25 protein-coding genes are annotated in these 24,230 nt (G+C 61.3%); 7 read left to right on the forward strand and 18 right to left on the reverse strand.

The features are described 5' to 3' along the window. The first annotated feature begins 15 nt into the window (after window positions 1-15). On the forward strand, window positions 16-762 hold the full coding sequence (locus NMB38_RS20815) for an NRDE family protein (protein ID WP_059183552.1): 747 nt from the start codon (window positions 16-18) through the stop codon (window positions 760-762). A 57-nt stretch (window positions 763-819) separates the two neighbouring features. On the opposite strand, the gene ptsP is transcribed toward NMB38_RS20815, so the two are convergent. The 4 genes from ptsP to ilvA form a co-directional block, all read right to left on the reverse strand. Next, window positions 820-3,099 (reverse strand): phosphoenolpyruvate--protein phosphotransferase, encoded by a 2,280-nt coding sequence (gene ptsP / locus NMB38_RS20820; protein ID WP_027913464.1) that lies wholly within the window; start codon window positions 3,097-3,099, stop codon window positions 820-822. A 22-nt stretch (window positions 3,100-3,121) separates the two neighbouring features. Next, entirely contained in the window at window positions 3,122-3,601 is a 480-nt protein-coding gene (locus NMB38_RS20825; RefSeq protein WP_023532670.1) for an RNA pyrophosphohydrolase, read from the reverse strand. A gap of 150 nt (window positions 3,602-3,751) precedes the next feature. Continuing rightward, entirely contained in the window at window positions 3,752-4,177 is a 426-nt protein-coding gene (locus tag NMB38_RS20830; protein WP_059183551.1) for a DUF2269 family protein, read from the reverse strand. A 113-nt stretch (window positions 4,178-4,290) separates the two neighbouring features. After that, the gene (gene ilvA / locus NMB38_RS20835; RefSeq protein ID WP_027913462.1) at window positions 4,291-5,805 is read right to left on the reverse strand and encodes a threonine ammonia-lyase, biosynthetic; all 1,515 of its coding nucleotides are present in this window, start codon (window positions 5,803-5,805) and stop codon (window positions 4,291-4,293) included. Between the two features lie 133 nt (window positions 5,806-5,938). Here ilvA and rpiA point away from each other — a divergent pair, with 133 nt between their 5' ends. After that, window positions 5,939-6,613, forward strand: coding sequence for a ribose-5-phosphate isomerase RpiA (gene rpiA, locus NMB38_RS20840; protein WP_059183550.1), 675 nt, complete (start codon window positions 5,939-5,941; stop codon window positions 6,611-6,613). 63 nt (window positions 6,614-6,676) lie between these two features. Here rpiA and NMB38_RS20845 read toward each other — a convergent pair whose 3' ends face one another. From NMB38_RS20845 to NMB38_RS20860, 4 genes are all read right to left on the reverse strand, one after another. Further along, complete coding sequence (locus NMB38_RS20845; protein WP_027913461.1) at window positions 6,677-7,579, reverse strand: SdiA-regulated domain-containing protein; 903 nt, start codon at window positions 7,577-7,579, stop codon at window positions 6,677-6,679. An 85-nt stretch (window positions 7,580-7,664) separates the two neighbouring features. Then, complete coding sequence (locus NMB38_RS20850; RefSeq protein WP_027913460.1) at window positions 7,665-8,579, reverse strand: SdiA-regulated domain-containing protein; 915 nt, start codon at window positions 8,577-8,579, stop codon at window positions 7,665-7,667. A gap of 162 nt (window positions 8,580-8,741) precedes the next feature. Next, window positions 8,742-9,407 carry a fumarylacetoacetate hydrolase family protein gene (locus NMB38_RS20855; protein WP_027913459.1) on the reverse strand — a complete coding sequence of 222 codons (666 nt, stop codon included), beginning with the start codon at window positions 9,405-9,407 and terminating at the stop codon, window positions 8,742-8,744. Window positions 9,408-9,431: 24 nt separating this feature from the next. Then, window positions 9,432-10,829: an FAD-binding oxidoreductase gene (locus NMB38_RS20860; RefSeq protein ID WP_059183549.1), complete on the reverse strand. Its 1,398-nt coding sequence runs from the start codon at window positions 10,827-10,829 to the stop codon at window positions 9,432-9,434. A gap of 171 nt (window positions 10,830-11,000) precedes the next feature. On the opposite strand from NMB38_RS20860, the gene serA reads away from it, so the two are divergent. After that, complete coding sequence (serA, locus tag NMB38_RS20865; protein WP_023532441.1) at window positions 11,001-12,230, forward strand: phosphoglycerate dehydrogenase; 1,230 nt, start codon at window positions 11,001-11,003, stop codon at window positions 12,228-12,230. A gap of 203 nt (window positions 12,231-12,433) precedes the next feature. Further along, window positions 12,434-12,922, forward strand: a complete 489-nt coding sequence (locus NMB38_RS20870; protein ID WP_027913457.1) for a substrate-binding periplasmic protein — start codon at window positions 12,434-12,436, stop codon at window positions 12,920-12,922. A gap of 47 nt (window positions 12,923-12,969) precedes the next feature. Here the strand turns inward: NMB38_RS20870 and NMB38_RS20875 are convergent, their stop codons facing one another. Continuing rightward, window positions 12,970-13,593: a 2OG-Fe(II) oxygenase gene (locus NMB38_RS20875; protein ID WP_059183548.1), complete on the reverse strand. Its 624-nt coding sequence runs from the start codon at window positions 13,591-13,593 to the stop codon at window positions 12,970-12,972. A 120-nt stretch (window positions 13,594-13,713) separates the two neighbouring features. On the opposite strand from NMB38_RS20875, the gene NMB38_RS20880 reads away from it, so the two are divergent. Then, entirely contained in the window at window positions 13,714-14,466 is a 753-nt protein-coding gene (locus tag NMB38_RS20880; RefSeq protein ID WP_027913455.1) for a DUF2059 domain-containing protein, read from the forward strand. Here NMB38_RS20880 and bipL read toward each other — a convergent pair whose 3' ends face one another. Then, entirely contained in the window at window positions 14,467-15,393 is a 927-nt protein-coding gene (bipL, locus tag NMB38_RS20885) for a phospholipase BipL (RefSeq protein WP_027913454.1), read from the reverse strand. A 123-nt stretch (window positions 15,394-15,516) separates the two neighbouring features. On the opposite strand from bipL, the gene NMB38_RS20890 reads away from it, so the two are divergent. Then, window positions 15,517-16,086 (forward strand): DUF6436 domain-containing protein, encoded by a 570-nt coding sequence (locus NMB38_RS20890; RefSeq protein ID WP_027913453.1) that lies wholly within the window; start codon window positions 15,517-15,519, stop codon window positions 16,084-16,086. Here NMB38_RS20890 and NMB38_RS20895 read toward each other — a convergent pair. Further along, window positions 16,065-16,631: a sugar O-acetyltransferase gene (locus tag NMB38_RS20895; protein ID WP_027913452.1), complete on the reverse strand. Its 567-nt coding sequence runs from the start codon at window positions 16,629-16,631 to the stop codon at window positions 16,065-16,067. The genes NMB38_RS20890 and NMB38_RS20895 overlap by 22 nt on opposite strands. A 250-nt stretch (window positions 16,632-16,881) precedes the next feature. Here NMB38_RS20895 and NMB38_RS20900 point away from each other — a divergent pair, with 250 nt between their 5' ends. Next, window positions 16,882-17,700 (forward strand): alpha/beta fold hydrolase, encoded by an 819-nt coding sequence (locus NMB38_RS20900; RefSeq protein WP_027913451.1) that lies wholly within the window; start codon window positions 16,882-16,884, stop codon window positions 17,698-17,700. Between the two features lie 126 nt (window positions 17,701-17,826). Here the strand turns inward: NMB38_RS20900 and NMB38_RS20905 are convergent, their stop codons facing one another. From NMB38_RS20905 to NMB38_RS20935, 7 genes are all read right to left on the reverse strand, one after another. Beyond that, entirely contained in the window at window positions 17,827-18,612 is a 786-nt protein-coding gene (locus NMB38_RS20905) for a MetQ/NlpA family ABC transporter substrate-binding protein (protein WP_027913450.1), read from the reverse strand. A 176-nt stretch (window positions 18,613-18,788) separates the two neighbouring features. Further along, window positions 18,789-19,619, reverse strand: coding sequence for a sigma 54-interacting transcriptional regulator (locus NMB38_RS20910; protein WP_027913449.1), 831 nt, complete (start codon window positions 19,617-19,619; stop codon window positions 18,789-18,791). Between the two features lie 61 nt (window positions 19,620-19,680). Then, window positions 19,681-20,262: an alpha/beta hydrolase gene (locus NMB38_RS20915; protein ID WP_027913448.1), complete on the reverse strand. Its 582-nt coding sequence runs from the start codon at window positions 20,260-20,262 to the stop codon at window positions 19,681-19,683. A gap of 156 nt (window positions 20,263-20,418) precedes the next feature. Beyond that, window positions 20,419-21,408 (reverse strand): sulfate/molybdate ABC transporter ATP-binding protein, encoded by a 990-nt coding sequence (locus tag NMB38_RS20920; protein WP_027913447.1) that lies wholly within the window; start codon window positions 21,406-21,408, stop codon window positions 20,419-20,421. 3 nt (window positions 21,409-21,411) lie between these two features. Continuing rightward, entirely contained in the window at window positions 21,412-22,284 is an 873-nt protein-coding gene (cysW, locus tag NMB38_RS20925) for a sulfate ABC transporter permease subunit CysW (protein WP_023532630.1), read from the reverse strand. 11 nt (window positions 22,285-22,295) lie between these two features. Further along, window positions 22,296-23,114: a sulfate ABC transporter permease subunit CysT gene (gene cysT, locus NMB38_RS20930; RefSeq protein WP_023532644.1), complete on the reverse strand. Its 819-nt coding sequence runs from the start codon at window positions 23,112-23,114 to the stop codon at window positions 22,296-22,298. Window positions 23,115-23,197: 83 nt separating this feature from the next. Next, the gene (locus NMB38_RS20935) at window positions 23,198-24,205 is read right to left on the reverse strand and encodes a sulfate ABC transporter substrate-binding protein (protein WP_028686746.1); all 1,008 of its coding nucleotides are present in this window, start codon (window positions 24,203-24,205) and stop codon (window positions 23,198-23,200) included. Window positions 24,206-24,230 lie beyond the last annotated feature (25 nt).

Consider the following 24,230-nt stretch of genomic DNA (forward strand, 5'->3'; position numbering starts at 1 on the left):
CACAGGACCGGAAAAATGTGCCTGATCGTGTTCGCCTGGCGGCCAGGGCATGCCCTGCCGTTGATCGTGGCAGCCAACCGTGATGAATTCTATGCCCGCCCTACCCTGGCGTTGGCACCGTGGGAAGACGCACCGCAGGTGTACGCGGGCAGAGACCTGGAGGCTGGCGGGACTTGGCTGGGAGTCGGCCCACAGGGAAGGTTCGCCGCGTTGACCAATATCCGGGACCCCAGACAGCCACTGGGATCGCATTCGCGTGGCGAGTTGGTGGCCGCTTTTCTGAAGGGTGAGCAAACCGTAGAAACTTATCTGAATCAGGTGGCAAGCCGAGCCGACCAGTATTCAGGCTTCAACCTGCTCATTGGCGATCACCATGCTCTGGGGTACGTCAATGCCAGGGAAGCAGTGCCACGTCTGCTTGAGGCGGGCGTGTACGGGCTTTCCAATGCGCAGCTTGATACCCCGTGGCCGAAGCTGGTCAAGGCGCGCAGCCGCCTGGCGGAGTTGTTGGAAAAACCAGCCCCTGACCGACTATTGGGACTGTTGGCAGATGACGAGCCTGTGGTCGACGCCCTGTTGCCGGAAACAGGCGTGGGCCTGGCCACCGAGAAACTGTTGTCGAGCGCGTTCATCGCCAGTCAGCACTACGGCACACGCGCCAGTACCGTGCTGATTGTCGATAATCAAGGCCAAAGGCAGTTCATCGAACGCAGCTTCGGCCCGTTCGGATCCCTTCTCGGGGAGGTGAAACTCTCGGTTTGATCACCCAGGCCGACCTTGTATGCAGGTCAACTCACTAGGCGCCGGTACACATGGCGCTCAGAGCGGCTTGTTGGCCCCGGGCCCGATCATTCGTGCAAGCCCCAGGTTCTTCAGCGCCAGCTGCAGCGAGCTGTGGATGACCTGCGGGTTGTCATGGCTCAGCGCCTCTTGCAGCAGCTCTTTAGCCTTGCTCATGTTCACCTGGCGCAGCATCCACTTCACCTTCGGCAGGTTGGTGGCGTTCATCGACAGGCTGTCGAAGCCCATGGCCATGAGCAGGATGGCAGCTGCCGGGTCGCCCGCCATTTCGCCGCAGATACTTACCGGTTTGCCTTCGGCATGAGCATCGCGGACCACGGTGTTGACCGCCTGCAGCACGGCTGGATGCAGGTAATCGTAGAGGTCGGCTACCCGAGGATTGTTACGGTCCACAGCCAGCAGGTACTGGGTCAGGTCATTGGACCCCACTGACAGGAAGTCCACCTGTCGCGCCAGTTCACGGGTCTGGTACACCGCGGCCGGGATTTCCACCATCACGCCCACCGGCGGCATCGGTACATCGGTGCCTTCGTCGCGCACCTCGCCCCAGGCACGGTGAATCAGGTGCAGCGCTTCCTCGAGTTCTTGAACGCCGGAAATCATCGGCAGCAGAATCCGCAGGTTGTTCAAGCCTTCGCTGGCCTTGAGCATGGCCCGCGTCTGCACCAGGAAAATCTCGGGATGATCGAGCGTGACGCGAATGCCACGCCAGCCCAGGAAGGGGTTTTCTTCCTTGATCGGAAAGTAGGACAGCGCCTTGTCGCCGCCGATGTCCAGTGTGCGCATGGTCACGGGCAGTGGATGGAAAGCCGCCAGCTGTTCGCGGTAAATCGCCAACTGCTCTTTTTCGCTGGGGAAGCGCTGGTTGATCATGAACGGCACTTCGGTGCGGTACAGGCCTACCCCTTCGGCGCCACGCTGCTGGGCGCGAGCGACATCGGCCAGTAGGCCGGTATTGACCCACAGCGGCATGCGGTGGCCGTCAGGGGTCACGCAGGGCAGCTCGCGCAAGGCGTCCAGGCCCTGTGCCAGCTGGCGCTCTTCCTCGACCACGTCGCTGTACTGTTTGCGCAGCACATCGCTTGGGTTGGTAAAGACCTCCCCTTTGTAGCCATCGACGATCAGCTCGATGCCATCGACCTTCGAATAAGGCAGGTCGACCAGGCCCATCACGGTCGGAATACCCATGGCGCGGGCCAGAATGGCCACGTGCGAGTTGCCCGAGCCCAATACCGAGACCAGGCCCACCAGCTTGCCTTCGGGCACTTCGCCCAGCATGGCCGGGGTCAGCTCTTCGCTGACCAGAATGGTGTTGTCGGCATACACCAGCGACTGCGAGCGGGCCTGTTGCAGGTAGGCGAGCAAGCGTCGGCCCAGGTCCTTGACGTCGGAGGCCCGCTCGCGCAGGTAATCGTCGTCCATCAGTTCGAAGCGGTTGACGTGCTCGCCCACCACCTGGCGCAGGGCGCCCTGCGCCCATTGGCCGGTCTTGATGACCTCCCGCACCTCGCCGCCCAGGGCAGCGTCCTCGAGCATCATCAGGTAGACATCGAACAACGCCCGCTCTTCGGGGCGCAGTTGGGTGGCCAGCTTGGCCGACAGCTTGCGCATGTCGGCGCGCACACCTTCGAGGGCCGCATGGAACAGGTGCAGTTCGGCGTCGATGTCCTCGACCGTCTTGTCCGGGACCACTTCCAGGTCGGCCGGTGGCAGCATCACCACCGCCCGCCCTACGGCAGCACCAGGCGAGCCAGGCACACCAACGAACCGCGCCTCCTGAATACCCTTGCCCTGGCGACCCAGGCCGCGAATCGAGCCAGTGGCCTCGGCATGGGCGATCACCCCCGCCAATTGCGCACTCATGGTCACCAGGAAGGCCTCTTCGCCTTCGTCGAACTGGCGACGCTCGCGCTGCTGAATGACCAGGACCCCCACCACGCGGCGGTGGTGGATGATCGGGGCGCCCAGGAAGGAAGCGAAGCGTTCCTCGCCGGTCTCGGCGAAGTACCTGTAACGCGGGTGTGCGGCGGCATCTTCGAGGTTCAGGGGTTCTTCGCGGGTGCCCACCAGCCCGACCAGGCCTTCGTTGGGGGCCATGCTGACCTTGCCGATCGAACGCTTGTTCAGCCCCTCGGTGGCCATCAATACGAACCGGTTGGTTTCCGGGTCCAGCAGGTAGACCGAACAGACCTGGCTGGCCATGGCCTCTTTGACACGCAAGACAATGATCCCCAACGCCGACTTGAGATCTTTGGCGGAGTTTACTTCCTGGACGATCTTGCGCAGCGTATTGAGCATGGCTCGGGGTCGAACTCCGTCGTCAGTCGCGCGTCAGAAGACGCGGTGCTAGCTCTTTCAGGGCGCGCCGATAGACCTCGCGCTTGAATGTCACAACCTGGCCCAGCGGGTACCAGTAGCTCACCCAGCGCCAGCCATCGAACTCCGGCTTGCCGGTCAGGTCCATACGCACCCGTTGTTCATTGCTGATCAGACGCAGCAGGAACCACTTCTGTTTCTGGCCGATGCACAACGGTTGGCTGTGGGTGCGCACCAGTCGCTGGGGTAAACGATAACGCAACCAACCACGGGTGCAGGCAAGAATTTCCACATCATCGCGTTCAAGGCCAACTTCTTCGTTCAGCTCGCGGTACAGGGCGTCTTCTGGCGTCTCGTCAGGGTTGATACCGCCCTGTGGAAATTGCCAGGCATCCTGGTTGATCCGTCGAGCCCATAGCACCTGCCCGGCATCATTCGTGAGAATGATCCCGACATTGGGGCGAAAACCATCCGGGTCGATCACGGCAGCAACCTCGCAAACGCATGTCACCGCATTGTTCCACAAAGCCTGCGAGCGCAGCAACGCGCCTGCGGTGCTTATATACCGTCAGCGCTATGCAAGTCTGTGAACCAGGCTTTGCCGACAGGCAATCGGTGGATACCTTGGCGAGGATCAGACGGGCTTGGCGCCCATCAATCCGGCGATGGCCAGCAGGCACACGGCACTGAACACGGCCAACGCCAGTGTTAGCCGAGCACCCTGTGCAGGTGTCCTGCGCAGCCGATTCAGGCGCACCACAAGCCATACCCAGGCCAACGCGCCCACGGTATACAGCGCACTCGACGCCAGTAGCCAGGTCTGACCCAGCGGCCAACCCACCAGGTGCACCAGCCACCAACCGGTGAACGGCATGCTGATCAGGCTGATACCCATCACCAACCAGACGAAGACCAGAGGCCGCTGCATCAACCTGCCATACACCGTCCCGCCACCCTGCCGGCGGGCGCGCATCGTCCAGATCGCCAAGCCCAGAGCACCCAGCAACAACAATGCGGTGCCGATCACGTGCAAGGCTTTGAGGGTGTTGAGGTGTTCCATGTCACTCGTCCTGGGCTGGTTGCGTTACAGGGGGCTGCGAGCGAGCAAGGCCGCCAGGCTGCGCCGCCTGTTCACTGCGAAGCGGCGCCCCCCGTGGGTAAGAGCTTAGCCGTTCAGCCAAGGAACAACGTGTAGGCCGGGTTCTGGGTTTCATCCCAGTAGGGGTAGCCAATCTGCGCCAGCGCGGCCGGCACCAGGTGGCGCTCGTCCTCAGGGACCTGCAGCCCCGCCACCACACGGCCATCTGCCGCGCCATGGTTACGGTAGTGGAACATCGAGATGTTCCAGCGCCCGCCCAGCTTGTCGAGGAAGTTGAACAGTGCCCCTGGCCGCTCGGGGAATTCGAAACGCAGCACCATTTCATCGCTCGCCCCGGCCGAGTGCCCGCCCACCATGTGGCGAATGTGCAATTTGGCCAGCTCATTGTCGGTAAGGTCCGTGACCGGGAAGCCCTGGTCGATCAACTGCTGCACCAATGCCGCGCGGGGGTCGTTTTCCGGATGGGTCTGCACGCCCACGAAGATGTGCGCTTCATCGGAGGTGTGTTTGCGGTAGTTGAATTCGGTGATCTGGCGCTTGCCCACCGCTTCGCAGAAGGCCTTGAAGCTACCGGGGCGCTCCGGGATGGTGACCGCGATGATAGCTTCGCGCTTTTCACCCAGCTCTGCCCGCTCCGCGACATGGCGCAGGCGGTCGAAATTGACGTTCGCCCCGGAATCGATGGCGACGAGGGTCTGGCCGCTGACCCCGTACATCTCCACGTAACGCTTGATACCCGCCACCCCCAGTGCCCCCGCAGGCTCGGTGATCGAACGGGTATCGTCGTAGATGTCCTTGATCGCCGCGCAGATTTCGTCGGTGCTGACGGTGATGACTTCGTCCACGTACTGGCGGCAGATGTCGAAGGTATGCTGGCCAATCTGGGCCACCGCCACGCCGTCGGCAAACAACCCTACCTGCGGCAGCACCACCCGCTCACCAGCGGCCATGGCGGCCTGCAGGCAATTGGAATCGTCCGGTTCAACGCCAATCACCTTGATTTCCGGGCGCAGGTACTTCACGTAGGCAGCGATGCCGGCGATCAGACCGCCGCCGCCGACCGGCACGAAAATGGCGTCCAGCCGACCAGGGTGCTGGCGCAGGATTTCCATGGCCACGGTGCCCTGGCCCGCGATGGTGTGCGGATCATCGTAGGGATGGATGTAGACGAAGCCTTTTTCATCGACCAGTTTCAGCGAATACGCCAATGCCTCGGGGAACGAGTCACCGTGAAGAACCACTTTGCCGCCGCGCGAGCGCACACCTTCGATCTTGATCTCAGGTGTGGTCTTGGGCATCACGATGGTGGCCTTGATGCCCATTTCCCGCGCAGCAAGGGCCAGCCCCTGGGCATGGTTGCCTGCCGACGCGGTGACCACACCGCGAGCCAGCTCTTCTGCGGTCAACTGCGCCAGCTTGTTGTAGGCCCCGCGGATCTTGAACGAGAACACCGGCTGCAGGTCCTCGCGCTTGAGCAGAATCTGGTTGCCCAGGCGTTTGCTCAACTGCCCGGCGCTGTGCAAGGGGGTTTCGACGGCAACGTCATAGACGCGCGAGGTGAGGATCTTCTTGACGTACTGTTCGAGCATCGGGAAAGCATCACTGGCCGCGGGACAAGGGCTCGGAGTCTACCCCAGCGTTATGTCGGACGACCACAGCCAAGCCGCGCTTGCCGTTATACTGGTCGCCTTTACATCCGCCCTGCCCCCTCTCGGAGCCCGCATGACCCAGGACCAACTCAAACAGGCCGTTGCCCAGGCTGCCGTCGACTTCATTCTGCCCAAGCTCGATGACAAAAGCGTCGTTGGCGTTGGCACCGGTTCGACCGCCAATTTCTTCATCGACGCCCTGGCGCAGCACAAGACGGCCTTCGACGGCGCGGTCGCCAGCTCCGAAGCCACGGCCCAGCGTCTCAAGGGGCATGGCATCCCGGTCTACGAGCTCAACAGCGTCAGCGGGCTGGAGTTCTATGTGGACGGCGCCGATGAAAGCGACGAGCACCTGAACCTGATCAAGGGGGGTGGCGCGGCCCTGACTCGGGAAAAGATCGTTGCCGCCGTGGCCAAGACATTCATCTGCATCGCCGATGGCAGCAAGCTGGTACCGGTTCTGGGCAACTTCCCGTTGCCGGTGGAGGTGATCCCGATGGCGCGCAGCCACGTCGCTCGCCAGTTGGTCAAGCTGGGCGGTGACCCGGTCTACCGTGAGGGCGTGGTCACGGACAACGGCAACGTGATCCTCGACGTGTATAACCTGCAGATCACCAACCCGGTGGAGCTGGAAGCCCAGATCAATGCCATCGTGGGCGTGGTCACCAATGGCCTGTTCGCCGCACGGCCTGCCGACCTGCTGCTGTTGGGCACTGCCGACGGCGTGAAGAGCCTGAAGGCCGAGTAACCATACAAGCCGGCATGCCCGGGTACGGTTGCGCCGTCCGGGGCTTGCCGAGCGCCGATATGGTCATGGCGCCGGCTGCTTGAATACGTAGAACAGGTTCGGCTCACTGACCATGTAAATGGTCCCGGTCTCGTCCATCGCAATGCCCTCCGCCTGCGGGACTGTCGCTTTGAGCCCCTGGAACCCCTTGCGCAATGACAAGGTGCTCAGTGGCCGCCCTTGCACATCCAGCTCCAGGACCAGGCGTGATTCATCCGACAGCGCCAGCAGGTGCCCACTGCGCTCGTCGAACTGCAGGCTCGACAGGTCGCGCACGAACAGGCGCGAATCGCGCTTTCGGTCCTGGACAACGTTCACGGCATAGGGTTGTTGCGGATCGTCATGAGGAAACCCGTGCACTTCATAGATGAGCATCGGGTCGCGCTCCTTGGCCACGAACAGCCGCTTGCCCACCGAGTCGAAGGCCAGCCCCTCGAAACCCTTGTTACCGTTGAGGCCGATGCCCAAGGTCAATTGCTCGGCCTGAGTAGCGTCCAGGGACAAGGTGTCGTCGGTGAGCCGCACACGGATCAGCCGCTGCTGGCGCTCGTCGGTAATCACGTAGCTGTTGGGACCGATGTACTCCACCGCCTCGGGATCACCGAAACCGTGCAACGCGATGCGCCGCAGGATTCGCCCGTCCAGCGACAGCTCGATCAGCTCCGAGCGGGCGTTGGTCACGGTGAACAGGCTCTTGCGGTCAGGGTCGTAGGTCAGCGCCGAGACATCGTCATCCAGCCCTTCGATCGGCCGCCCTTCGACCACCACCTGATAGCGATTCAAGCCAATGCTTTGCTCCGCCGGCTGCCACCACGTGGTGAGGTTGAACCAGGCACGTTCGAACAGACGAAATTCCTGCCCGACCCAGCCCAGCAACAGCAGACCTAGAACGACAGGAACCAGTGACAGACGCAGATAACGGTGCATGAAGGCAGACTCGACGAAGGATGGCGAATCTAACCACAAACAACTGAAATAAAGCTTAATGCCATCATGTAAATAGCAGAAAAACCTAGCCTTTGGTAAAGCGGTAGAACAATGCCGGTTCGCTGACCATGTACAGGGTGCCCTGGTCATCCATTGCCACACCTTCGGCCCGAGGAATGGTGTGCTGCAGGCCATTGAAGCCCCCCAGCAACGTCATGAAGCTGACCTGCTCACCCTGCTCGTCCAGTTCCAGCAGCATGTTGGAGTCGGCAGACAGCGCCAGCAGGTGCCCCGTTCGCGGGTCAATGCCCAACGCCGACAGGTTTCGCAGGTCGAGCGAATCACTGGGCAGCGGCGTTTTCTCGCCCGTCAGTTGGCCTTGCCCATTGGACTTCCATTCGTAAAGGCGCGGCGGCCGCTCCTCGCCGATGACCAGCCGCTGCTTCGACGCATCCCACACCACGGCCTCATAGCCCTTGTTTCCGTTTGGCGACTCCCCTAGGTCGTGGCTGAGGAAGTCCGCATGGTTGAGCACGGTAGTGGTGGCATCGACTTTCACCACCGTCAGGTCATGCAGCCGCTCGTCCGTGATTGCCAGGTAGCCGCCGTCCATGACCGTGACGCCTTCCGGGTTTGCCCAGCCATTAAGGGGAATGTTGCGCAGTACGTCGCCGTCCAGGTTCAGCTCGGTGAGGAAGGGTTGCTTGCCCATGACGGCGAATAGCGTACGCGTACTGGGGTTGTACGCGAGGTCCGATGCCTCGTAGTCGGCCATTGCCGGCAAGGGCTTGGCATCGATATCCACCGTGTAGTCCGGCAGCCACACGCTTTCACTGCGCTCGGCCGTGCTTTCGAAACCTTCCTTGATCCACAATGCTGCCCGATCGTCCCAATGCATGGCGAAGGCCACGCCATAGGTAATCACCACGCCCACGGCCAAGCCGAACGGCCAGCGCAGGTAGAACGGGCGCTTGAAGGAGGCAGGGGCGTTTGATTGCATCGAGGCGTCCTGGGGAAAGAAGCAAAGGTCTGCGCATTATCCAGAAGACGTGTGAAAAAACAGTCAACCCGCCCGGGCATTCGCAGATGACGCGGAGGTGGGCCGCCTGACCGCTGCCGTGGCCAAGGCGGATCATCCGCGAAAAGCCGAGTGGGTAGCGGCTTAGAGCACCCGGCTCTCGAAGCGGCTAATCCCTGGCAGCTCCAGAACCACGTCATCGCCCACGTTGAAGGGGCCTACGCCTGCTGGGGTGCCGGTCAGGATGACGTCGCCGGCCTGCAGCGAAAACTGCGCAGCCATGTGCTGGATCATCGGCACGATCGGGTTGAGCATCATTGCACTGGAGCCGTCCTGGCGGACTTCGCCGTTTACCGTCAGGCGCACCGGGATGGCCGTGATGTCTTCGAAGCTGGCGGCAGACACGAAGGGCGGCAACACGCAGGCGCCGTCGAAACACTTGGCCAACTCCCAAGGCAAGCCCTTTTCCTTGAGCTTGGCCTGCACGTCCCGCAGGGTCAGGTCCAAGGCCGGCGCGAAGCCGGAAATGGCATCGAGCACCTCTTCCTGGCTCGGCCGCGTGGACAGTGACTTGCCCAGCAATACCGCGATTTCCACCTCGTAATGCACCGACCCGCGGTCGGCAGGAATCTTGAACCCGCCCTCGGCCGGCACCACGCAACTGCCCGGTTTGATGAACAGGAGGGGTTCGGTCGGAATGGGATTGTCCAGCTCCTTGGCATGTTCGGCGTAGTTACGCCCGATGCATACCACCTTGCCCAGTGGAAAATGAATGCGCGTGCCGTCTGCATACTGGTGCTGGTAGTTCATGGCCACTCCTCTGGATACCGCTTTTTATTCAGGTGCGAAGATCTTACCCGGATTCATGATGCCCGCAGGGTCGAACACCGCCTTGATCGCCTTCATGCAGGCGATTTCTTCAGGGGAACGGCTGTAGCCCAGGTAGTCGCGCTTGGTCATGCCCACACCGTGCTCGGCGGAGATCGAACCGTCGTAGCGCTGGACGATCTCGAACACCCACTTATTGACCTCGGTGCAGGATGCGAAGAAGTCATCCTTGCTCATGTGCTCGGGTTTGAGGATGTTCAGGTGCAGGTTGCCGTCGCCGATATGCCCGTACCAGATCACCTCGTAGTGCGGGTAATGCGCCTGGACGACGGCGTCGATGTCGCGCAGGAAGGCCGGCACTTTCGAGACGGTCACGGAAATGTCGTTTTTATACGGCGTCCAGTGCGAAATGGTTTCGGACAGGTATTCGCGTAGCTTCCACAAATTCTTCAGCTGCGTCTGGCTCTGGCTCATCACGCCATCGAGCACCCAACCTTGCTCGACACAGTGTTCGAAGGTGGCCAAGGCTTCGTTGGCCACCGCTTCGGTGCCGGCCTCGAACTCCAGCAAGGCATAGAACGGGCATGGCGTTTCGAAGGGCGCAGGCACGTCACCGCGCGCCAGGATCTTGGCCAGGCCCTTGTCGGAGAAAAACTCGAACGCCGTCAGGTCCAATTTGCCCTGAAACGCGTGAAGTACCGGCATGATCGAGTCGAAATCAGGTGTGCCCAACACCATGGCGGTGAGGTTGCGCGGTGCACGGTCCAGGCGCAGGGTGGCCTCGACCACGAACCCCAGCGTACCTTCGGCGCCAATGAACAGCTGGCGCAGGTCGTAGCCGGTGGCGTTCTTGATCAGGCCCTTGTTCAATTCCAGCAACTCGCCGCTGCCGGTGACCACCTTGAGGCCCGCGACCCAGTTGCGGGTCATGCCGTAGCGGATCACCTTGATGCCACCGGCATTGGTACCGATGTTGCCGCCTATCTGGCTGGAGCCACTGGAGGCAAAGTCCACTGGGTAATACAGGCCCTGCTCCTCGGCGAACGCCTGCACCTGCTGGGTAATGACCCCTGGCTGGCAGACCACGGTGCGGTCGAAGGCGTTGAAATCCAGGATGCGGTTCATGTAATCGAAGGCGACGACCACCTCCCCGCTGGCGGCCACGGCGCCCGCGGACAATCCGGTACGCCCCCCGGAAGGCACGAGCGCCACACGATGGGCATTGGCCCAGCGCACGATGGCCTGCACCTGTTCGATCGTCCGGGGCAGGACGATGGCGCTGGGCGCAGGCGGGTAATGGCGCGTCCAGTCCTTGCCATAGGCTTGCAGGGACTCGGGGTCGGTCAACACCTTGCCGGGGTCGACCAGGGTCATCAACTCATCCAATGCAGCGGGCTGGGTCATCGCCTGAACTCTCGCTTTATTCATGGTCACCCTGAGCACTCTTCACCTGTCGGGATAAGCTCAGATTGTGTCGCGTATGCTAGCATAGCGCCCCCGCTGTTCATGCTAGAGCTGCCCACGGGCGCCTGGCATCACCCTCGCCACTTTTCTCCGGGATACAGGTTTACGCAGATGAGCAAGACTTCTCTCGACAAGAGCAAGATCCGGTTCCTTCTTCTTGAAGGTGTACACCAGAACGCGGTCGATACCCTGACGGCTGCCGGCTACACCAACATCGAATACCTCACTGGTTCGTTGCCCGAAGCAGAGTTGAAGGAAAAGATCGCCGACGCCCATTTCATCGGCATCCGCTCACGCACCCAGTTGACCGAAGAAATCTTCGACTGCGCCAAGAAACTGGTCGCCGTCGGTTGCTTCTGCATCGGTACCAACCAGGTTGACCTGGAAGCGGCCCGTCAGCGCGGTATCGCGGTGTTCAACGCGCCGTACTCCAACACCCGTTCGGTAGCCGAGCTGGTACTGGCCGAAGCCATTCTGCTGCTGCGCGGCATTCCGGAAAAAAATGCCTCGTGCCATCGTGGCGGCTGGATCAAGAGCGCAGCCAACTCCTTCGAGATTCGCGGCAAGAAACTGGGCATCGTCGGTTACGGCTCCATCGGTACCCAACTGTCTGTACTGGCCGAAAGCCTGGGCATGCAGGTGTACTTCTTCGATCCGCTGACCAAGCTGCCGCTGGGCAATGCTGTCCAGGTGACCAACCTGCACGAATTGCTCGGCTTGGCCGATATCGTCTCGCTGCATGTGCCTGAGCTGCCATCCACCCAGTGGATGATCGGCGAGAAGGAAATCCGAGCGATGAAGAAGGGCTCCATCCTGATCAACGCTGCCCGCGGTACCGTGGTCGAACTTGATCACCTGGCCGCAGCCATCAAGGATAAGCACCTGATCGGCGCTGCCATCGACGTGTTCCCGGTCGAGCCACGCTCCAACGATGAAGAGTTCGAAAGCCCGCTGCGCGGCCTGGACAACGTGATCCTGACGCCGCACATCGGCGGTTCCACTGCCGAGGCTCAGGCCAACATCGGCCTGGAAGTGGCCGAAAAGCTGGTCAAGTACAGCGACAACGGCACCTCCGTGTCGTCGGTCAACTTCCCGGAAGTGGCCCTGCCTGCTCACCCTGGCAAGCACCGCCTGCTGCACATCCACGAAAACATCCCGGGTGTTCTCAGCGAAATCAACAAGGTATTTGCCGAAAACGGCATTAACATCTCGGGTCAGTTCCTGCAGACCAACGAGAAAGTGGGCTATGTGGTGATCGACGTCGACGCCGAATACTCGGACCTTGCGCAGGAGAAGCTGCAACAGGTCAAGGGCACCATCCGCTCGCGCGTACTGTTCTAACACGCGGCCAGCGTGAATCGAGGGAGGCCCAGGTGGCCTCCCTTTTCGTTATGGGGCCACCACAGCGGCGGACGGGGAGCACAAAAAAACCAGGCTGCACGTCAAACGATGCCGCGACTTCAGGGTCATAGGCTGCGCTCGACCATGGCGAGGAATAAAGCCGTGGCGACGGTTATTCATTCGCTAAACGAAAAGGGGCATTCATGCGTTCGACCATAGGGGTACTGCTGGCAGTACTGATCAGCCCATTGGCTCAGGCAGAGCTGATGGACGAAATCGCCGATCGCGGTGAACTGCGCATCGCTGTGCAGAGTGACAACGCACCATACGCCTTCAAGCAGGATGACCACCTGACAGGGTTCGATGTGGAGTTCGGCCAGGCCCTGGCCTCGGAGCTCGACCTGCGCGTGGAGTTCGTCGAAGCACCCGAGGCGCAAACCCTGCCCGGCGTTGAAAGTGGTAAATACGACATCGCGTTGCTGCCTGTCACGGCAATACCGCAAGGCGATAGCCCGCTCGACACCAGCCAGCCTTTTGGCAAGCAACAGCTGGTGGTGCCGTTCCAGAAGGACAACCCAGCCTTCGAAAGCGCCGTGAACAACGCGCTGCAACGCCTGAAGGACAGCGGGCGTACGGCCGAACTGGAACACAAGTGGCTTGCCGACGAGCAGCAGGCCGCAGCGACTCGGTAGCGTGCCGCAGTCAACCGTGGCAGGTGCTGATCAGCATGCTCGCCCGCTCAGAAGGGATCATTGCCACGGCGCCTGAACCAGCCAGTCAATGACAGGCGCTCGCGACCGGCCGGCAGCACCTCATGAGGGACTTCGCCGGACAGGAAGACCACCAGGCACCCCGCGACGGGCTGAACATCGTGCTCCACCCCATCGGCCAGGAACATGCGCAACTGTCCCCCGTCTGCGGGCGTCCAGTCTTCGTTCAGGTAGAACACGGCCGAAACCATGCGCCGGTCGTCATCGCGAAAACGGTCCAGATGCCGTTTGTAGAACGCGCCGGGTGGGTAAAGCGCAAAGTGGCATTCGAAGTCTTCCAGGCCCAGGAAGAGCCCTTGGTTGATTGCCAGGCGCAGTTGGTCCATGGCTGCCAGGTACTGGTCGCAGGCGTGCGCCTGGCCTGGATCGATCCACTGGATCTGATCCCCACGGATGGCCTCGCGCACCTCTTGGGAAGGCCCCCGTCCAATCCCTGCGGGGTTGAGCTCCCCTTCGGCATAACGGCGTCGGCATTCGTTTGCCAGCGCGCCGACCAGGTCCGCCGGCAGAAACAGTGCCTGCTGGGACCAGCCATGGGTGGCCAAATCGTCGACGACGGCCGCAAGCATTGGGTGTTGGGGGGAAATGTGCATGGCGCATCATATCCATTCGCCCCGTCGGCGCACAGCGCCACTTGGCTGAGAAGCGCGTGGATATCTCGACAAACCGGCGCTGCCCCACAGACAATAGCCCTCTGCCGACAGGAGTCCTGAATGCGCCGTCTGTTTTCCCTGATTCTGCTGATGAGCTGCACGTTGCCTGTCTGGGCAGATAGCCTGGATCAGCTGTACAAGACCGCTGGCTGGCCCGAGCAACGCGCCCATTTCACCGACGCCTTGAACGCCGCCCAGCAGCGCTACCGCAACAGCTTGCCACCTGCCGTTTACCAGGCGCTGGTGAGCAACAGCAACCAGCGCTTCCAGGCCCAGGCCGTGGACCGCCGTGCACTGGCGCAACTGCGCTCGGCACTGCCCAATCCATCACCGGCGCTGGCCTTTTTCCAGTCGCCGCTAGGGCGCAAGATCGTCGCGGCCGAATTGCGGGCTACCCGCAAGGATGAGTTGGCCAAGAACGCCGATGGGCTCCCGAAGATTCAGGCCAGCGATGATCGCATGCTGATCATTGGGCACCTGGCCCAGGCGCTACCCGCCCGTGAGGCAGGGGCCGAGGTGAGCCTTGCCATTGCCGGCATGGCTGCCGACAGCCTGAGCTCGATGATTCCGGGGTTGTTGGGCGGTGGGCAGGCCCAAGGTCTGCTCGACGGCCAGCGCCAACGCCTTATGAAGCAGATCGGCCAGGACCTGAACAACACCCTGCTGTATGTATACCGTGACCTCACGGACGCAGAACTCGAAGCGTTTGCAACCTTTGCCGAATCCAACGACGGCAAAGCCTACTATCGAGCTGCGCTGGCAGCCATTCGCGCCGGCCTGGCGGTTGGCCAAAGTACCGGCGAGCTGAATTGATCAACCCAAGTGCTGGTCGATGAAGTCGAAATAGCGCTGTCGAATGGCAGGCAGTTCGTTGGCAAGATGATGTCGGGCCCCGGGTAGCATCATGACCTGCGGCTGCGCGAACTTAGCCCTCAGCACCTGAAGGTTGTAAGGCCAGTCGACCGTGCCATCGGCCTCTCCTTGCACAATCAAGGGCTGCCGGGTACTGACGGGCGCCGCCTCGATGCGTGTGATCCAATCGATCAGTGCGCCAACCCATGCCGTTGGTAATCGCCTGGGCTGAAGCGGATCAGCTTCAAGAAACGGTAGAAACGCAGGGTCTGTGCTGTTTTCGGTGAAACGCCGCTCGATGCCGTTCACGAAGTGGCGCAACACGTGATAGCTGAGCTTCGACCAGCGCCAGGCACAGGGGCGTACCAATGGGGCAAGCAGCAATACCTGCCCATCGATGGGGCTTGTCTGTGGGTTGTGCAGCAGGTGATCCACGGCAATGGCCCCACCTGTGCTCTGCCCGCACAGGTGCCATGGATGAGGCAGCTGCAAGCTGCGCGTCTGTTCGAACAGGCACTCAAGTACCTGCTGGTAGATCGCGAAATCATCGATGCTGGCGCGTTCGCCGCTAGACAGGCCGTGGCCGGGTAAATCGCAGCTGACAACGGCATAACCGCGCTTCAATGCCCATGCCACCAGATGCCTGTACAAGCCCATGTGGTCGTAGTACCCGTGCAACAGCAGCAAGGTAGCCTTGGGCTGCTGTGGACACCACACCTGCGCAACCACCTCGAATCCGGCAACCGCAAACTGCCCAAGCCAGCTGTGGACAGGCAGATCGAGCCCATAGAAGCGTTGGTAGGCCTTCGCATGGGTGCACAGCGGCTTACGCGCATTCAGCGGGGCCAGGCTTGTGCGCAGGAGGTCTGGATGGAAGCTTGCAGGCATTTTGGTGGGTCCGGCGTGAAGCAAGTATTGACCTGAGATATTCAGCTCATCGACGCGCCGTGGCAAGCTGGCCGTACCAGCAACCCACCTCCCACTGCCCGTGGGAGCAGCAATCGGCCTTTCATGAACCTGCGAACTCTCAAATGGCTGAGCATGATGCTCGGCGTCGTGGCCGGGACGGTCATCATCTGGCAGGCGTACACGACCTTCCAGGTCCGCTATTTACGCCCGTTCGACAACCAGGCCACGTTGTTCGACGGCTCGCACTTACAGCTACCTACCGAACTGGCCGGCCCCGGACCCGTGCGGGTCGTGCATTTCTGGGACCCAGCCTGCCCGTGTAACGTTGGCAACCAACAGCACCTGGCCGACCTGATGAAGCAGTTCACGAACCGGGGCGTCAGCTTTCACGTCTTGCACAAACCCGGCACACGGGGCTATCTGCCGGACGACCTTGCTGCGCTGGAACCACTAAGCAACCTGCCTGGCAGTGAACATATGCCAGCGTCGCCCGCGGTAGCCATCTGGGATCGCCAAGGGCACCTGGCCTACTTCGGCCCGTACAGCGAAGGCGCGGTATGCAACGCTGCCAACAGCTTCATCGAGCCCATACTCACCGCGCTGCTCGACGGCCGCCCTGTCAGCGCCTCCAACACCCTGGCGATCGGCTGTTACTGCCCCTGGGCAGACTGATGTATGCGAGCAGGGTTGCCCACCACCGTCGCCCCTGCCGGAACATCCCGGGTAACGACACTGCCTGCGCCGACCACTGCATCATCACCGATGCACACCCCTGGAAGAATGATGGCACCGCCACCAATCCACACGTTATTGCCAATGCTGACCGGCCGCCCACTCTCAAGGCCCGTGCGCCGCAGCTGCGGGTCGAGCGGGTGGTCGGCCGTGTAGATCTGCACATTGGGGCCGATCTGGCAGTCCTCGCCGATGTGCACAGGCAGTACGTCAAGGATCACGCAATTGAAGTTCATGAACGTATTGCGGCCCACGCTGATGTTGTATCCATAGTCGCAATAGAAAGGGGCACGCAGCACCACACCCTCACCCGCATGGCCGAGGTGCCCTGCCAGCAATGCATGCCGCGCCTGGGCCGTCAGCTCCACGTTGTTGTTGTAGCGGTGCATCCAGTGTTTGTTGGCCGCCTGTTCGGCTTGCAACTCGGGGCACGTGGCGTGATACAGCTCGCCTGTCAGCATTTTCTGTTTTTCGCTTTTGGACATGGAAACTCCTGGCGGCTCGTTATGCTACTGATCGTCAGACCTCACGATGAACCAGACTTCCCAACGCGTCGCATGAAAGCGGCGTGCTGCTCAACCCCGCAGCGGCTGTGCAGCGCGCTATCAGAACCCGCCGATGGCAACGCGTTTGCCAAAGGATACGTTCTGGTGTGCATCCACTAATCAGACAAGCGCATGTAACGAGCAGGCCTACGCGCTTACTGCATGCATTTTTTCTCAAGAGAAATGACCTATGCATAAAAGATTCATGGAAATCGATGGCGCACGGCTGAGCTACATCGACCAGGGCCAAGGTTTTCCAGTGCTCCTTGGCCACAGCTATTTGTGGTCAGCTGACATGTGGAGTGAGCAGCTCGACGCGCTGTCCCGGCATTTTCGAGTCATCATTCCAGAGCTCTGGGGGCACGGCGACTCCGATGCTCCGCCGGTTACGACCAGAACCACCTCTGATCTGGCGCGTCAGCACATTCAATTGCTCGACAAGCTGGGGATTGAACGCTGCCACCTGGTGGGGCTATCGGTCGGGGGGATGTGGGGGGCACTGCTGGCCGCCGAGCATCCCGAGCGGGTTGACCGCCTGGTGCTGATGGATACCTACCTGGGCGCAGAGCCGGACGCCACCAAACGCAAGTATTTCGCCTTGTTGGATGCTGCGTCTGCCGCAGGTGCGTTCGACGATGAGCTGCTGGACGTCATCGTACCCATCTTCTTTCATCCCGGCGGCCATACAGTGCCAGCACTGCGTGAACGGTTTCGAGCAACATTGAAGGCCACGTCCGCCAACACTATCCGCGACAGCTATGACCCAATGGGCCGCATCATATTCGGCCGACCGGACGCACTGGCGCAATTAGGGGGCCTTTGTAGCGAACGAACCATCGTGGTGTGTGGCGACCAGGACATCCCCAGGCCACCGGCTGAAGCCAACGAGATGGCGCAGATCATCAATTGCCTGGCCGCTCAGATCCCCGTTGCGGGGCATATCTCGTGCCTGGAAAACCCTGAGGTGGTGAACCAGTTTCTCTTGAATTGGCTACCGCGACACTGCTGAAGCCTGCTGGCCTGTTTCAAGCAGCTGACCATTCTTGCAACGCGGTAACCTGAGCCCAATAGGGTTGGGCTCAGGTGGAGACGCCCTCAGGTCGCGATTGGAAACGACCCGAAGGCAGCCGGTGCATCAGAATGCAGGCAGCACGGCACCTTGGTATTTCTTGGCGATGAATGCCTTCACTTCAGGGCTGGTCAAGGCTTTGGCCAGCTTCTGAATGGCATCGCTGTCCTTGTTGTCAGGACGCGCCACGAGGAAGTTGACGTAAGGCGAGTCGCTGCCTTCGATGACCAAGGCATCCTTGGCAGGATTCAGGCCGGCTTCCAGCGCGTAGTTGGTATTGATCATGTCCAGGTCGACCTGATCCAGCACGCGCGGCAACATGGCCGACTCCAGCTCGCGAAACTTCAGGTTTTTCGGGTTCTCGGCGATGTCTTTCGGGGTGGCCAGGGCGTTCTTCGGGTCCTTGAGGGTGATCAGCCCCGCCTTCTGCAAGAGCAGCAGTGCGCGGCCGCTGTTGCTGCCCTCGTTAGGAATGGCAACGGTTGAGCCTTCCTTGAGCTCATCCAGGCTTTTGACCTTCTTCGAGTAGCCACCAAACGGCTCGACATGCACGCCGATCACGGTCTCAAGGTGCGTACCCTTGCCCTCGTTGAAGCTCTGCAGGTACGGGAGGGTCTGGAAGTAGTTGGCATCCAGACGCTTCTGATCAACCTGCACGTTGGGTTGCACGTAGTCGGTGAATACCTTGATCTGCAAGTCGACACCTTCTTTGGCCAACGTCGGCTTGATCAGCTCCAAGATCTCGGCATGGGGCACCGGCGTTGCGGCAACCACCAGTTTTTCGGCGGCGGCGACCAGGCCGCTAAAGGACAGGGCGGCAGCCAGGGCAGTGGTCAGCAGGGTCTTCTTCATGGTGATCCTTGTTCTGCATCTGAGCCATCGAAGATGGCAAATGGGGCGCCCAACGCAATGCGATGACGGGCGTGAAGCGGACAATACCGATAATTTTTATTCCCGAACAATATCTTTTATTTCGTTGCTTATTCCAAAACCAAAATGCCACCAGCGTGTTTGCTTATGAGCTGCCTCTAGCGTGGAACGTCGGGCAGGTCCAGGTCTTCGGGCAGGATTTCCGGCCCATCACTGACCAGCAGGGCGAAGTGGATGACGTTTTCCAGCTCACGGGTATTGCCGGTCCAAGGATGCTGCTCGAGCAGGCTCTGTGCAGCCTCGCTTATCAACGGCACGGGCCGCTGCAAACGCCCGCTGTAGATGCCAACGAAGTATTCCGCCAACGCAAGGATGTCCCCCGGCCGCTCGCGCAGCGGCGGCAATTCAAGGGCGCCCTCGCGCAAATATTGATACAACCGCTCGCTGAAGCGCCCTGCCTTCACCACCCGCGCCAGGTCAATGCTCGTGGCCGCCACCAGTCGTACATCCACCGGCTGCGCCTGGTGTGCGCCTACGCGGGTGACTTCGCGGTTTTCCAGTGCTGCCAGCAGCTTGGCCTGAATGGCCTGTGGCAAGTCGGCGATCTCGTCCAGGTAAAGCGTGCCGCCGTTGGCCGATCCGAACCAGCCAGCGCGGCTGCTGGCAGTGCCGCCATGGCTACCGGCGCTATAACCGAACAGCTCTGCATCGGCATAGGTTGGGCTGATGGCGGCGCAGTTGACCGACACGAACAGGCCGGTGCGGTCGCTGGCGCGGTGAATCTGGCGGGCCAGCAACTCCTTGCCGGTGCCGGTTTCGCCTCGGATCAGCACCGGCAGCGGCAGCGGCGCCAGGTGCTCCAGCTCCGTGCGCAATCGCTGGGAACGCGGGTCGATGAAGACCAGCGCCTTGGCGCGAATGCTCAGCGGGCTCTTGTCGAGTTCGGGGAATGTCAGCAATGGCTGGCCGAAGGGGTTCTGATACGTCATGACGAGCTCCCGCCCCTGGCCTGCGGCGGCCGGGCGTGTGACGGATGGAAACGGACGCCGTTCAGGCGCGGCGCAGCGCGCGTTGTTCGATGCGGCCTTGCAGGCGATACAGGTAGGCGAACCCCTGCTCCCAGCATTCATGGCCGGATTTCACGTTGATGTGGCCGGCGCCGGTCAGAAGCCCTGCTTCTGCACCCCACTGCTGGGCCATGTGCAAGGCGCGCGGGACGCTGACAGCGGGATCGTTGTCCGAGCTGACCACCTGACTCGGAAAGGGAAGCGGCGCCTGCGGGATGGGCGAAAAATTGCGCAGCGCCGGCGCGCACCCTGGTCGCTCGACATCCGCCGGCGCCACCAACAAGGCGCCACGCACGCGACCGAGCAGAGCGGCAGCGGCCTGTTCGGCCCAATGCGCCACCGTGATGCAGCCCAGGCTATGGGCAATCAGGATCACCGGGCCGGGCTCGGCGGCGATGGCGGTATCCAGCGCCTTCACCCAGTCCTGGCAGAGCGGTGTCAGCCAATCGCGCTGCTCCACGCGTGCGCTGTTGGGCAGCGTACGCTGCCAGTGGCTTTGCCAATGATTGTCCGGCGATCCCTGCCAGCCTGGGATGATCAGGTAGCGAACTGATTCGTTACGCATGAAGTGGGTCTCCAGTAGCTTGCGTGCTTGGAAACCCAGTATAAGGCGGCCTATATATACTTAAAGGAATAAAAAGAAATTTGTTTATAACCTTTAAGTAAATAACCAGCCGACGTGACCTTGCGACGCCGCGTTATTCCCATCAACCGTACTGCCTCAAATGGCTGGCAGTTTCTGCCAGACCTTCGGCCGGAAGAACAACGTTTCGCCCCTTGCCAGCCCTGTCAGACTGTCGTGGTCCTTGACCACCTCAGCTTCGATCAGCTCGCTTTGGCCCTCGACTTTCAAGGTCACCCGCGTGGTGGCACCCAACGGGCGAATATCCCGAACTTCGGCGGCATGGTGGCCCTCGGTTTCATGACGCGACAACGACACTTCATGGGGCCGGAACAGCACATGCTGACCCTCGCTCAAGGCCAGGCGGTTGGAATCCCCCAGGAAGTGGTAGACGAAATCATTGGCGGGTTGTTCGTACACTTCGCCCGGCGAGCCGATCTGCTCGATCACGCCCTTGTTCATGACCACGATCCGGTCAGCCACTTCCATGGCCTCTTCCTGGTCATGGGTCACGAATACCGAGGTCAGGTTGATATCTTCGTGCAAGCGGGCCAGCCAGCGGCGCAGCTCCTTTCGCACCTTGGCGTCCAGTGCGCCGAAGGGTTCGTCCAGCAGCAGCACCTTGGGCTCCACGGCCAGCGCGCGGGCAAGGGCGATACGCTGACGCTGACCACCGGACAATTGCTCCGGGTAGCGATCGGACAGCCAGTCGAGCTGCACCATGTTCAGCAGCTCGTGCACTTTATGGGCAATGCTGCTTTCGCTCGGGCGCTCACTCTTGGGCTTCATGCGCAGGCCGAAGGCGACGTTGTCGAATACGGTCATGTGCCTGAACAGCGCGTAGTGCTGGAATACGAATCCGACGTTGCGATCACGAACGTCATGGCCAGATACGTCCTCGCCATGGAATACGATATTGCCCTGATCAGGTGTTTCCAGGCCGGCGATGATGCGCAGCAGCGTGGTCTTGCCGCAGCCGGATGGGCCCAGCAGCGCTACCAGCTCACCGCTGTTGATGTCCAGGTTGATACCATCGAGCGCCTGGAAACTGTTGAAACGCTTGCTGACGTTACGAACTTCGATCGACATGAATCATTCCTCCGCAGCGCTATGGCGCAGACGGTTAATACGGTTCTCGCTCCACTGCTTGAGCAGCAGGATGAAGAGCGCCAGGATCAGCAACAGGCTGGCCACGCTGAAGGCCGCCACGTGGTTGTACTCGTTGTAGAGAATTTCCACGTGTAGCGGCAGCGTGTTGGTCACGCCACGAATATGGCCGGAAACGACCGACACCGCGCCGAATTCGCCCATCGCCCGCGCTGTACACAACACCACGCCATAGATAAGGCCCCACTTGATGTTCGGCAGCGTCACATGCCAGAACATCTGCCAGCCATTGGCACCGAGCAACCGGGCAGCTTCTTCTTCCTGGGTGCCTTGTTCCTGCATCAGCGGAATCAGCTCGCGGGCTACGAACGGGACCGTGACGAAGATGGTGGCCAGGACGATGCCCGGCAGGGCGAAGACGATCTGGATGTCGTGATCCTGCAGCCACGGCCCGAACAGGCCCTGGGCACCGAACATGAGCACGTAGACCAGGCCGGCGATCACGGGCGACACCGAGAACGGCAGGTCAATCAGGGTGACCAGAATACTTTTGCCGCGGAAGCTGTACTTGCTCACGCACCATGCCGCACTGACCCCGAACACCAGGTTCAGCGGCACCGAAATGGCAACGGCGAGCAGGGTGAGTTTCAGGGCCGACAACGCGTCGGGTTCGAAGATGGCTTCGAAGAAAGTGCCGAACCCATTCTTCAGGGCCTGGGAAACCACGATGACCAGCGGCAACAGCAGAAACAGTGCAAACACCAGCCAGCCAAGGCCGATGAGTAACCGCCGCGATGTGGCGCTGCCGCGGCGGGCGGCGTTGGCGGCGGCGGTTGCATTCAGGGAAGAACTGGACATGCCGACCTCCTTCAAGGGGTTTCGATGCGGCGCTGCAACAGGTTGATCAGCAGCAGCAGAATGAAGGAAACCACCAGCATCAACACGCCAATGGCGGTAGCGCCGGTGTAGTCGTACTGGTCGAGCTTGACCATGATCAGCAGGGGCAGGATCTCGGTTTTCATCGGCATGTTGCCGGCGATGAAAATGACCGAACCGTACTCACCCACGCCACGGGCGAACGCCAGGGCAAAGCCGGTGAGCCAGGCCGGTAGCAAGGCCGGGGCCAGGATGTGGCGAAACACCTGCAGCGGTCTCGCGCCCAGGCAGGCAGCGGCTTCTTCGACCTCGCGCGGGATGTCTGCCAGCACTGGTTGTACCGTGCGCACCACGAACGGCAGGGTGACGAACGTCAGCGCCAGGGTGATGCCCAAGGGGGTATAGGCGATCTTGAAACCCAGGTCGGTCGCGAACTGGCCGACCCAGCCCGCCGGCGCGTACAGCGCGGTGAGCGCGATGCCGGCCACTGCCGTTGGAAGGGCGAAAGGTAAATCGATCATCGCGTCGATGATCTTGCGCCCGGGGAAGGTATAGCGCACCAGCACCCAGGCCAGCAGCGTCCCGATCACACCGTTGATGATCGCGGCAAACAGGGCGGTGCCAAAGCTCAGCTTCAGCGCAGCGATGACCCGCGGCGCGCTGATGATGGTCCAGAACTGTTCGAAGGTCAGCTGCGAGGCATGGATGAACATGGCCGCCAGCGGTATCAGCACAATCAGGCTGAGGTACACCAAGGTGTATCCCAGCGTCAGCCCGAAGCCGGGTATGACGGGGGAAATGCGACGTGACATAGAGATCCCTGGTTGAATGCACGTGGCCCGGGAACCATCCCGGGCCGTGGTAGGCGTCCGAATTGTGTGTTGTTCCTTGGCCCTTACTGTGCCTGATAGATCTGGTCGAACACACCGCCATCATTGAAGAATTTTGGCTGGGCGATCTTCCAGCCGCCGAAGTCCTTGTCGATGGTCACCAGGTCTAGCTTGGGGAACTGCTTGCCAAATTCAGCCGCCACCTTCTCGTCACGCGGGCGGTAGAAGTTCTCGGCGGCGATCTTCTGTCCGGCCGGGCTGTAGAGGTGTTCCAGGTACTCGGTAGCGATTTCGGTATTGCCCTTTTTCTCGGCGTTCTTATCGACCACCGCCACGGGCGGCTCGGCCAGGATCGACAGCGACGGCACGACGATGTCGAACTTGTCAGCCCCACCGTCTTCCTTCAACGCCAGGAAGGCTTCGTTCTCCCAGGCCAGCAGCACATCGCCCTGACCGTTGTTGACGAAGGTGATGGTCGATCCGCGGGCGCCGGTGTCCAGGACTGGCACGTGCTTGAACAGTTCCTGCACGTAGGCTTTTGCCTTGTCCTCGCTACCGCCGGTTTTCAGGCCATAGGCCCAGGCGGCGAGGAAGTTCCAGCGCGCGCCCCCGGAAGTCTTGGGGTTCGGGGTAATGACCGACACATCCTTCTTGATCAGGTCGCCCCAGTCCTTGATGCCTTTGGGGTTGCCCTTGCGTACCAGGAATACGATGGTCGAGGTGTAGGGGGTGCTGGCGTCCGGCAAACGCGTCTGCCAGTTTTCCGGCAGGGTCTTGCCGAGCTTGGCGATTTCGTCGATGTCGCCGGCCAAGGCCAGGGTCACCACGTCGGCGCGCAGACCGTCAATCACCGCACGGCCCTGTTTGCCCGAGCCGCCATGGGACTGCTGGATCTTCACCTTGTCGCCTGGGTGAGCCTGCTGCCAGTGCTTGATGAACTCGGCGTTGTACTGCTGGTACAGCTCACGGGTCGGGTCGTAGGACACGTTCAGCAGTTCGTAATCCTTGGCGATGGCGGAACCGGCAAAAATAGCACTGGCCAGAGCGGCAAGCGCATAACGACGGATGGACATGGTGAAGCTCCCGATTGGCATTTTT

This window comes from Pseudomonas sp. FBCC-B35 (assembly GCF_059133755.1).

Coding starts and splice junctions, on each gene's coding strand:
- NMB38_RS20880 (WP_027913455.1), top strand. CDS start 13,714: ATGCGCCGTCTGTTTTCCCTGATTCTGCTGATGAGCTGCACGTTGCCT.
- NMB38_RS20910 (WP_027913449.1), bottom strand. CDS start 19,619: ATGACGTATCAGAACCCCTTCGGCCAGCCATTGCTGACATTCCCCGAA.
- cysT (WP_023532644.1), bottom strand. CDS start 23,114: ATGTCACGTCGCATTTCCCCCGTCATACCCGGCTTCGGGCTGACGCTG.
- ptsP (WP_027913464.1), bottom strand. CDS start 3,099: ATGCTCAATACGCTGCGCAAGATCGTCCAGGAAGTAAACTCCGCCAAA.
- NMB38_RS20845 (WP_027913461.1), bottom strand. CDS start 7,579: ATGCACCGTTATCTGCGTCTGTCACTGGTTCCTGTCGTTCTAGGTCTG.
- NMB38_RS20850 (WP_027913460.1), bottom strand. CDS start 8,579: ATGCAATCAAACGCCCCTGCCTCCTTCAAGCGCCCGTTCTACCTGCGC.
- rpiA (WP_059183550.1), top strand. CDS start 5,939: ATGACCCAGGACCAACTCAAACAGGCCGTTGCCCAGGCTGCCGTCGAC.
- NMB38_RS20815 (WP_059183552.1), top strand. CDS start 16: ATGTGCCTGATCGTGTTCGCCTGGCGGCCAGGGCATGCCCTGCCGTTG.
- ilvA (WP_027913462.1), bottom strand. CDS start 5,805: ATGCTCGAACAGTACGTCAAGAAGATCCTCACCTCGCGCGTCTATGAC.
- NMB38_RS20855 (WP_027913459.1), bottom strand. CDS start 9,407: ATGAACTACCAGCACCAGTATGCAGACGGCACGCGCATTCATTTTCCA.
- NMB38_RS20920 (WP_027913447.1), bottom strand. CDS start 21,408: ATGTCGATCGAAGTTCGTAACGTCAGCAAGCGTTTCAACAGTTTCCAG.
- NMB38_RS20870 (WP_027913457.1), top strand. CDS start 12,434: ATGCGTTCGACCATAGGGGTACTGCTGGCAGTACTGATCAGCCCATTG.
- bipL (WP_027913454.1), bottom strand. CDS start 15,393: ATGCCTGCAAGCTTCCATCCAGACCTCCTGCGCACAAGCCTGGCCCCG.
- NMB38_RS20915 (WP_027913448.1), bottom strand. CDS start 20,262: ATGCGTAACGAATCAGTTCGCTACCTGATCATCCCAGGCTGGCAGGGA.
- serA (WP_023532441.1), top strand. CDS start 11,001: ATGAGCAAGACTTCTCTCGACAAGAGCAAGATCCGGTTCCTTCTTCTT.
- NMB38_RS20905 (WP_027913450.1), bottom strand. CDS start 18,612: ATGAAGAAGACCCTGCTGACCACTGCCCTGGCTGCCGCCCTGTCCTTT.
- NMB38_RS20890 (WP_027913453.1), top strand. CDS start 15,517: ATGAACCTGCGAACTCTCAAATGGCTGAGCATGATGCTCGGCGTCGTG.
- NMB38_RS20860 (WP_059183549.1), bottom strand. CDS start 10,829: ATGACCCAGCCCGCTGCATTGGATGAGTTGATGACCCTGGTCGACCCC.
- NMB38_RS20900 (WP_027913451.1), top strand. CDS start 16,882: ATGCATAAAAGATTCATGGAAATCGATGGCGCACGGCTGAGCTACATC.
- cysW (WP_023532630.1), bottom strand. CDS start 22,284: ATGTCCAGTTCTTCCCTGAATGCAACCGCCGCCGCCAACGCCGCCCGC.
- NMB38_RS20935 (WP_028686746.1), bottom strand. CDS start 24,205: ATGTCCATCCGTCGTTATGCGCTTGCCGCTCTGGCCAGTGCTATTTTT.
- NMB38_RS20830 (WP_059183551.1), bottom strand. CDS start 4,177: ATGGAACACCTCAACACCCTCAAAGCCTTGCACGTGATCGGCACCGCA.
- NMB38_RS20895 (WP_027913452.1), bottom strand. CDS start 16,631: ATGTCCAAAAGCGAAAAACAGAAAATGCTGACAGGCGAGCTGTATCAC.
- NMB38_RS20875 (WP_059183548.1), bottom strand. CDS start 13,593: ATGCACATTTCCCCCCAACACCCAATGCTTGCGGCCGTCGTCGACGAT.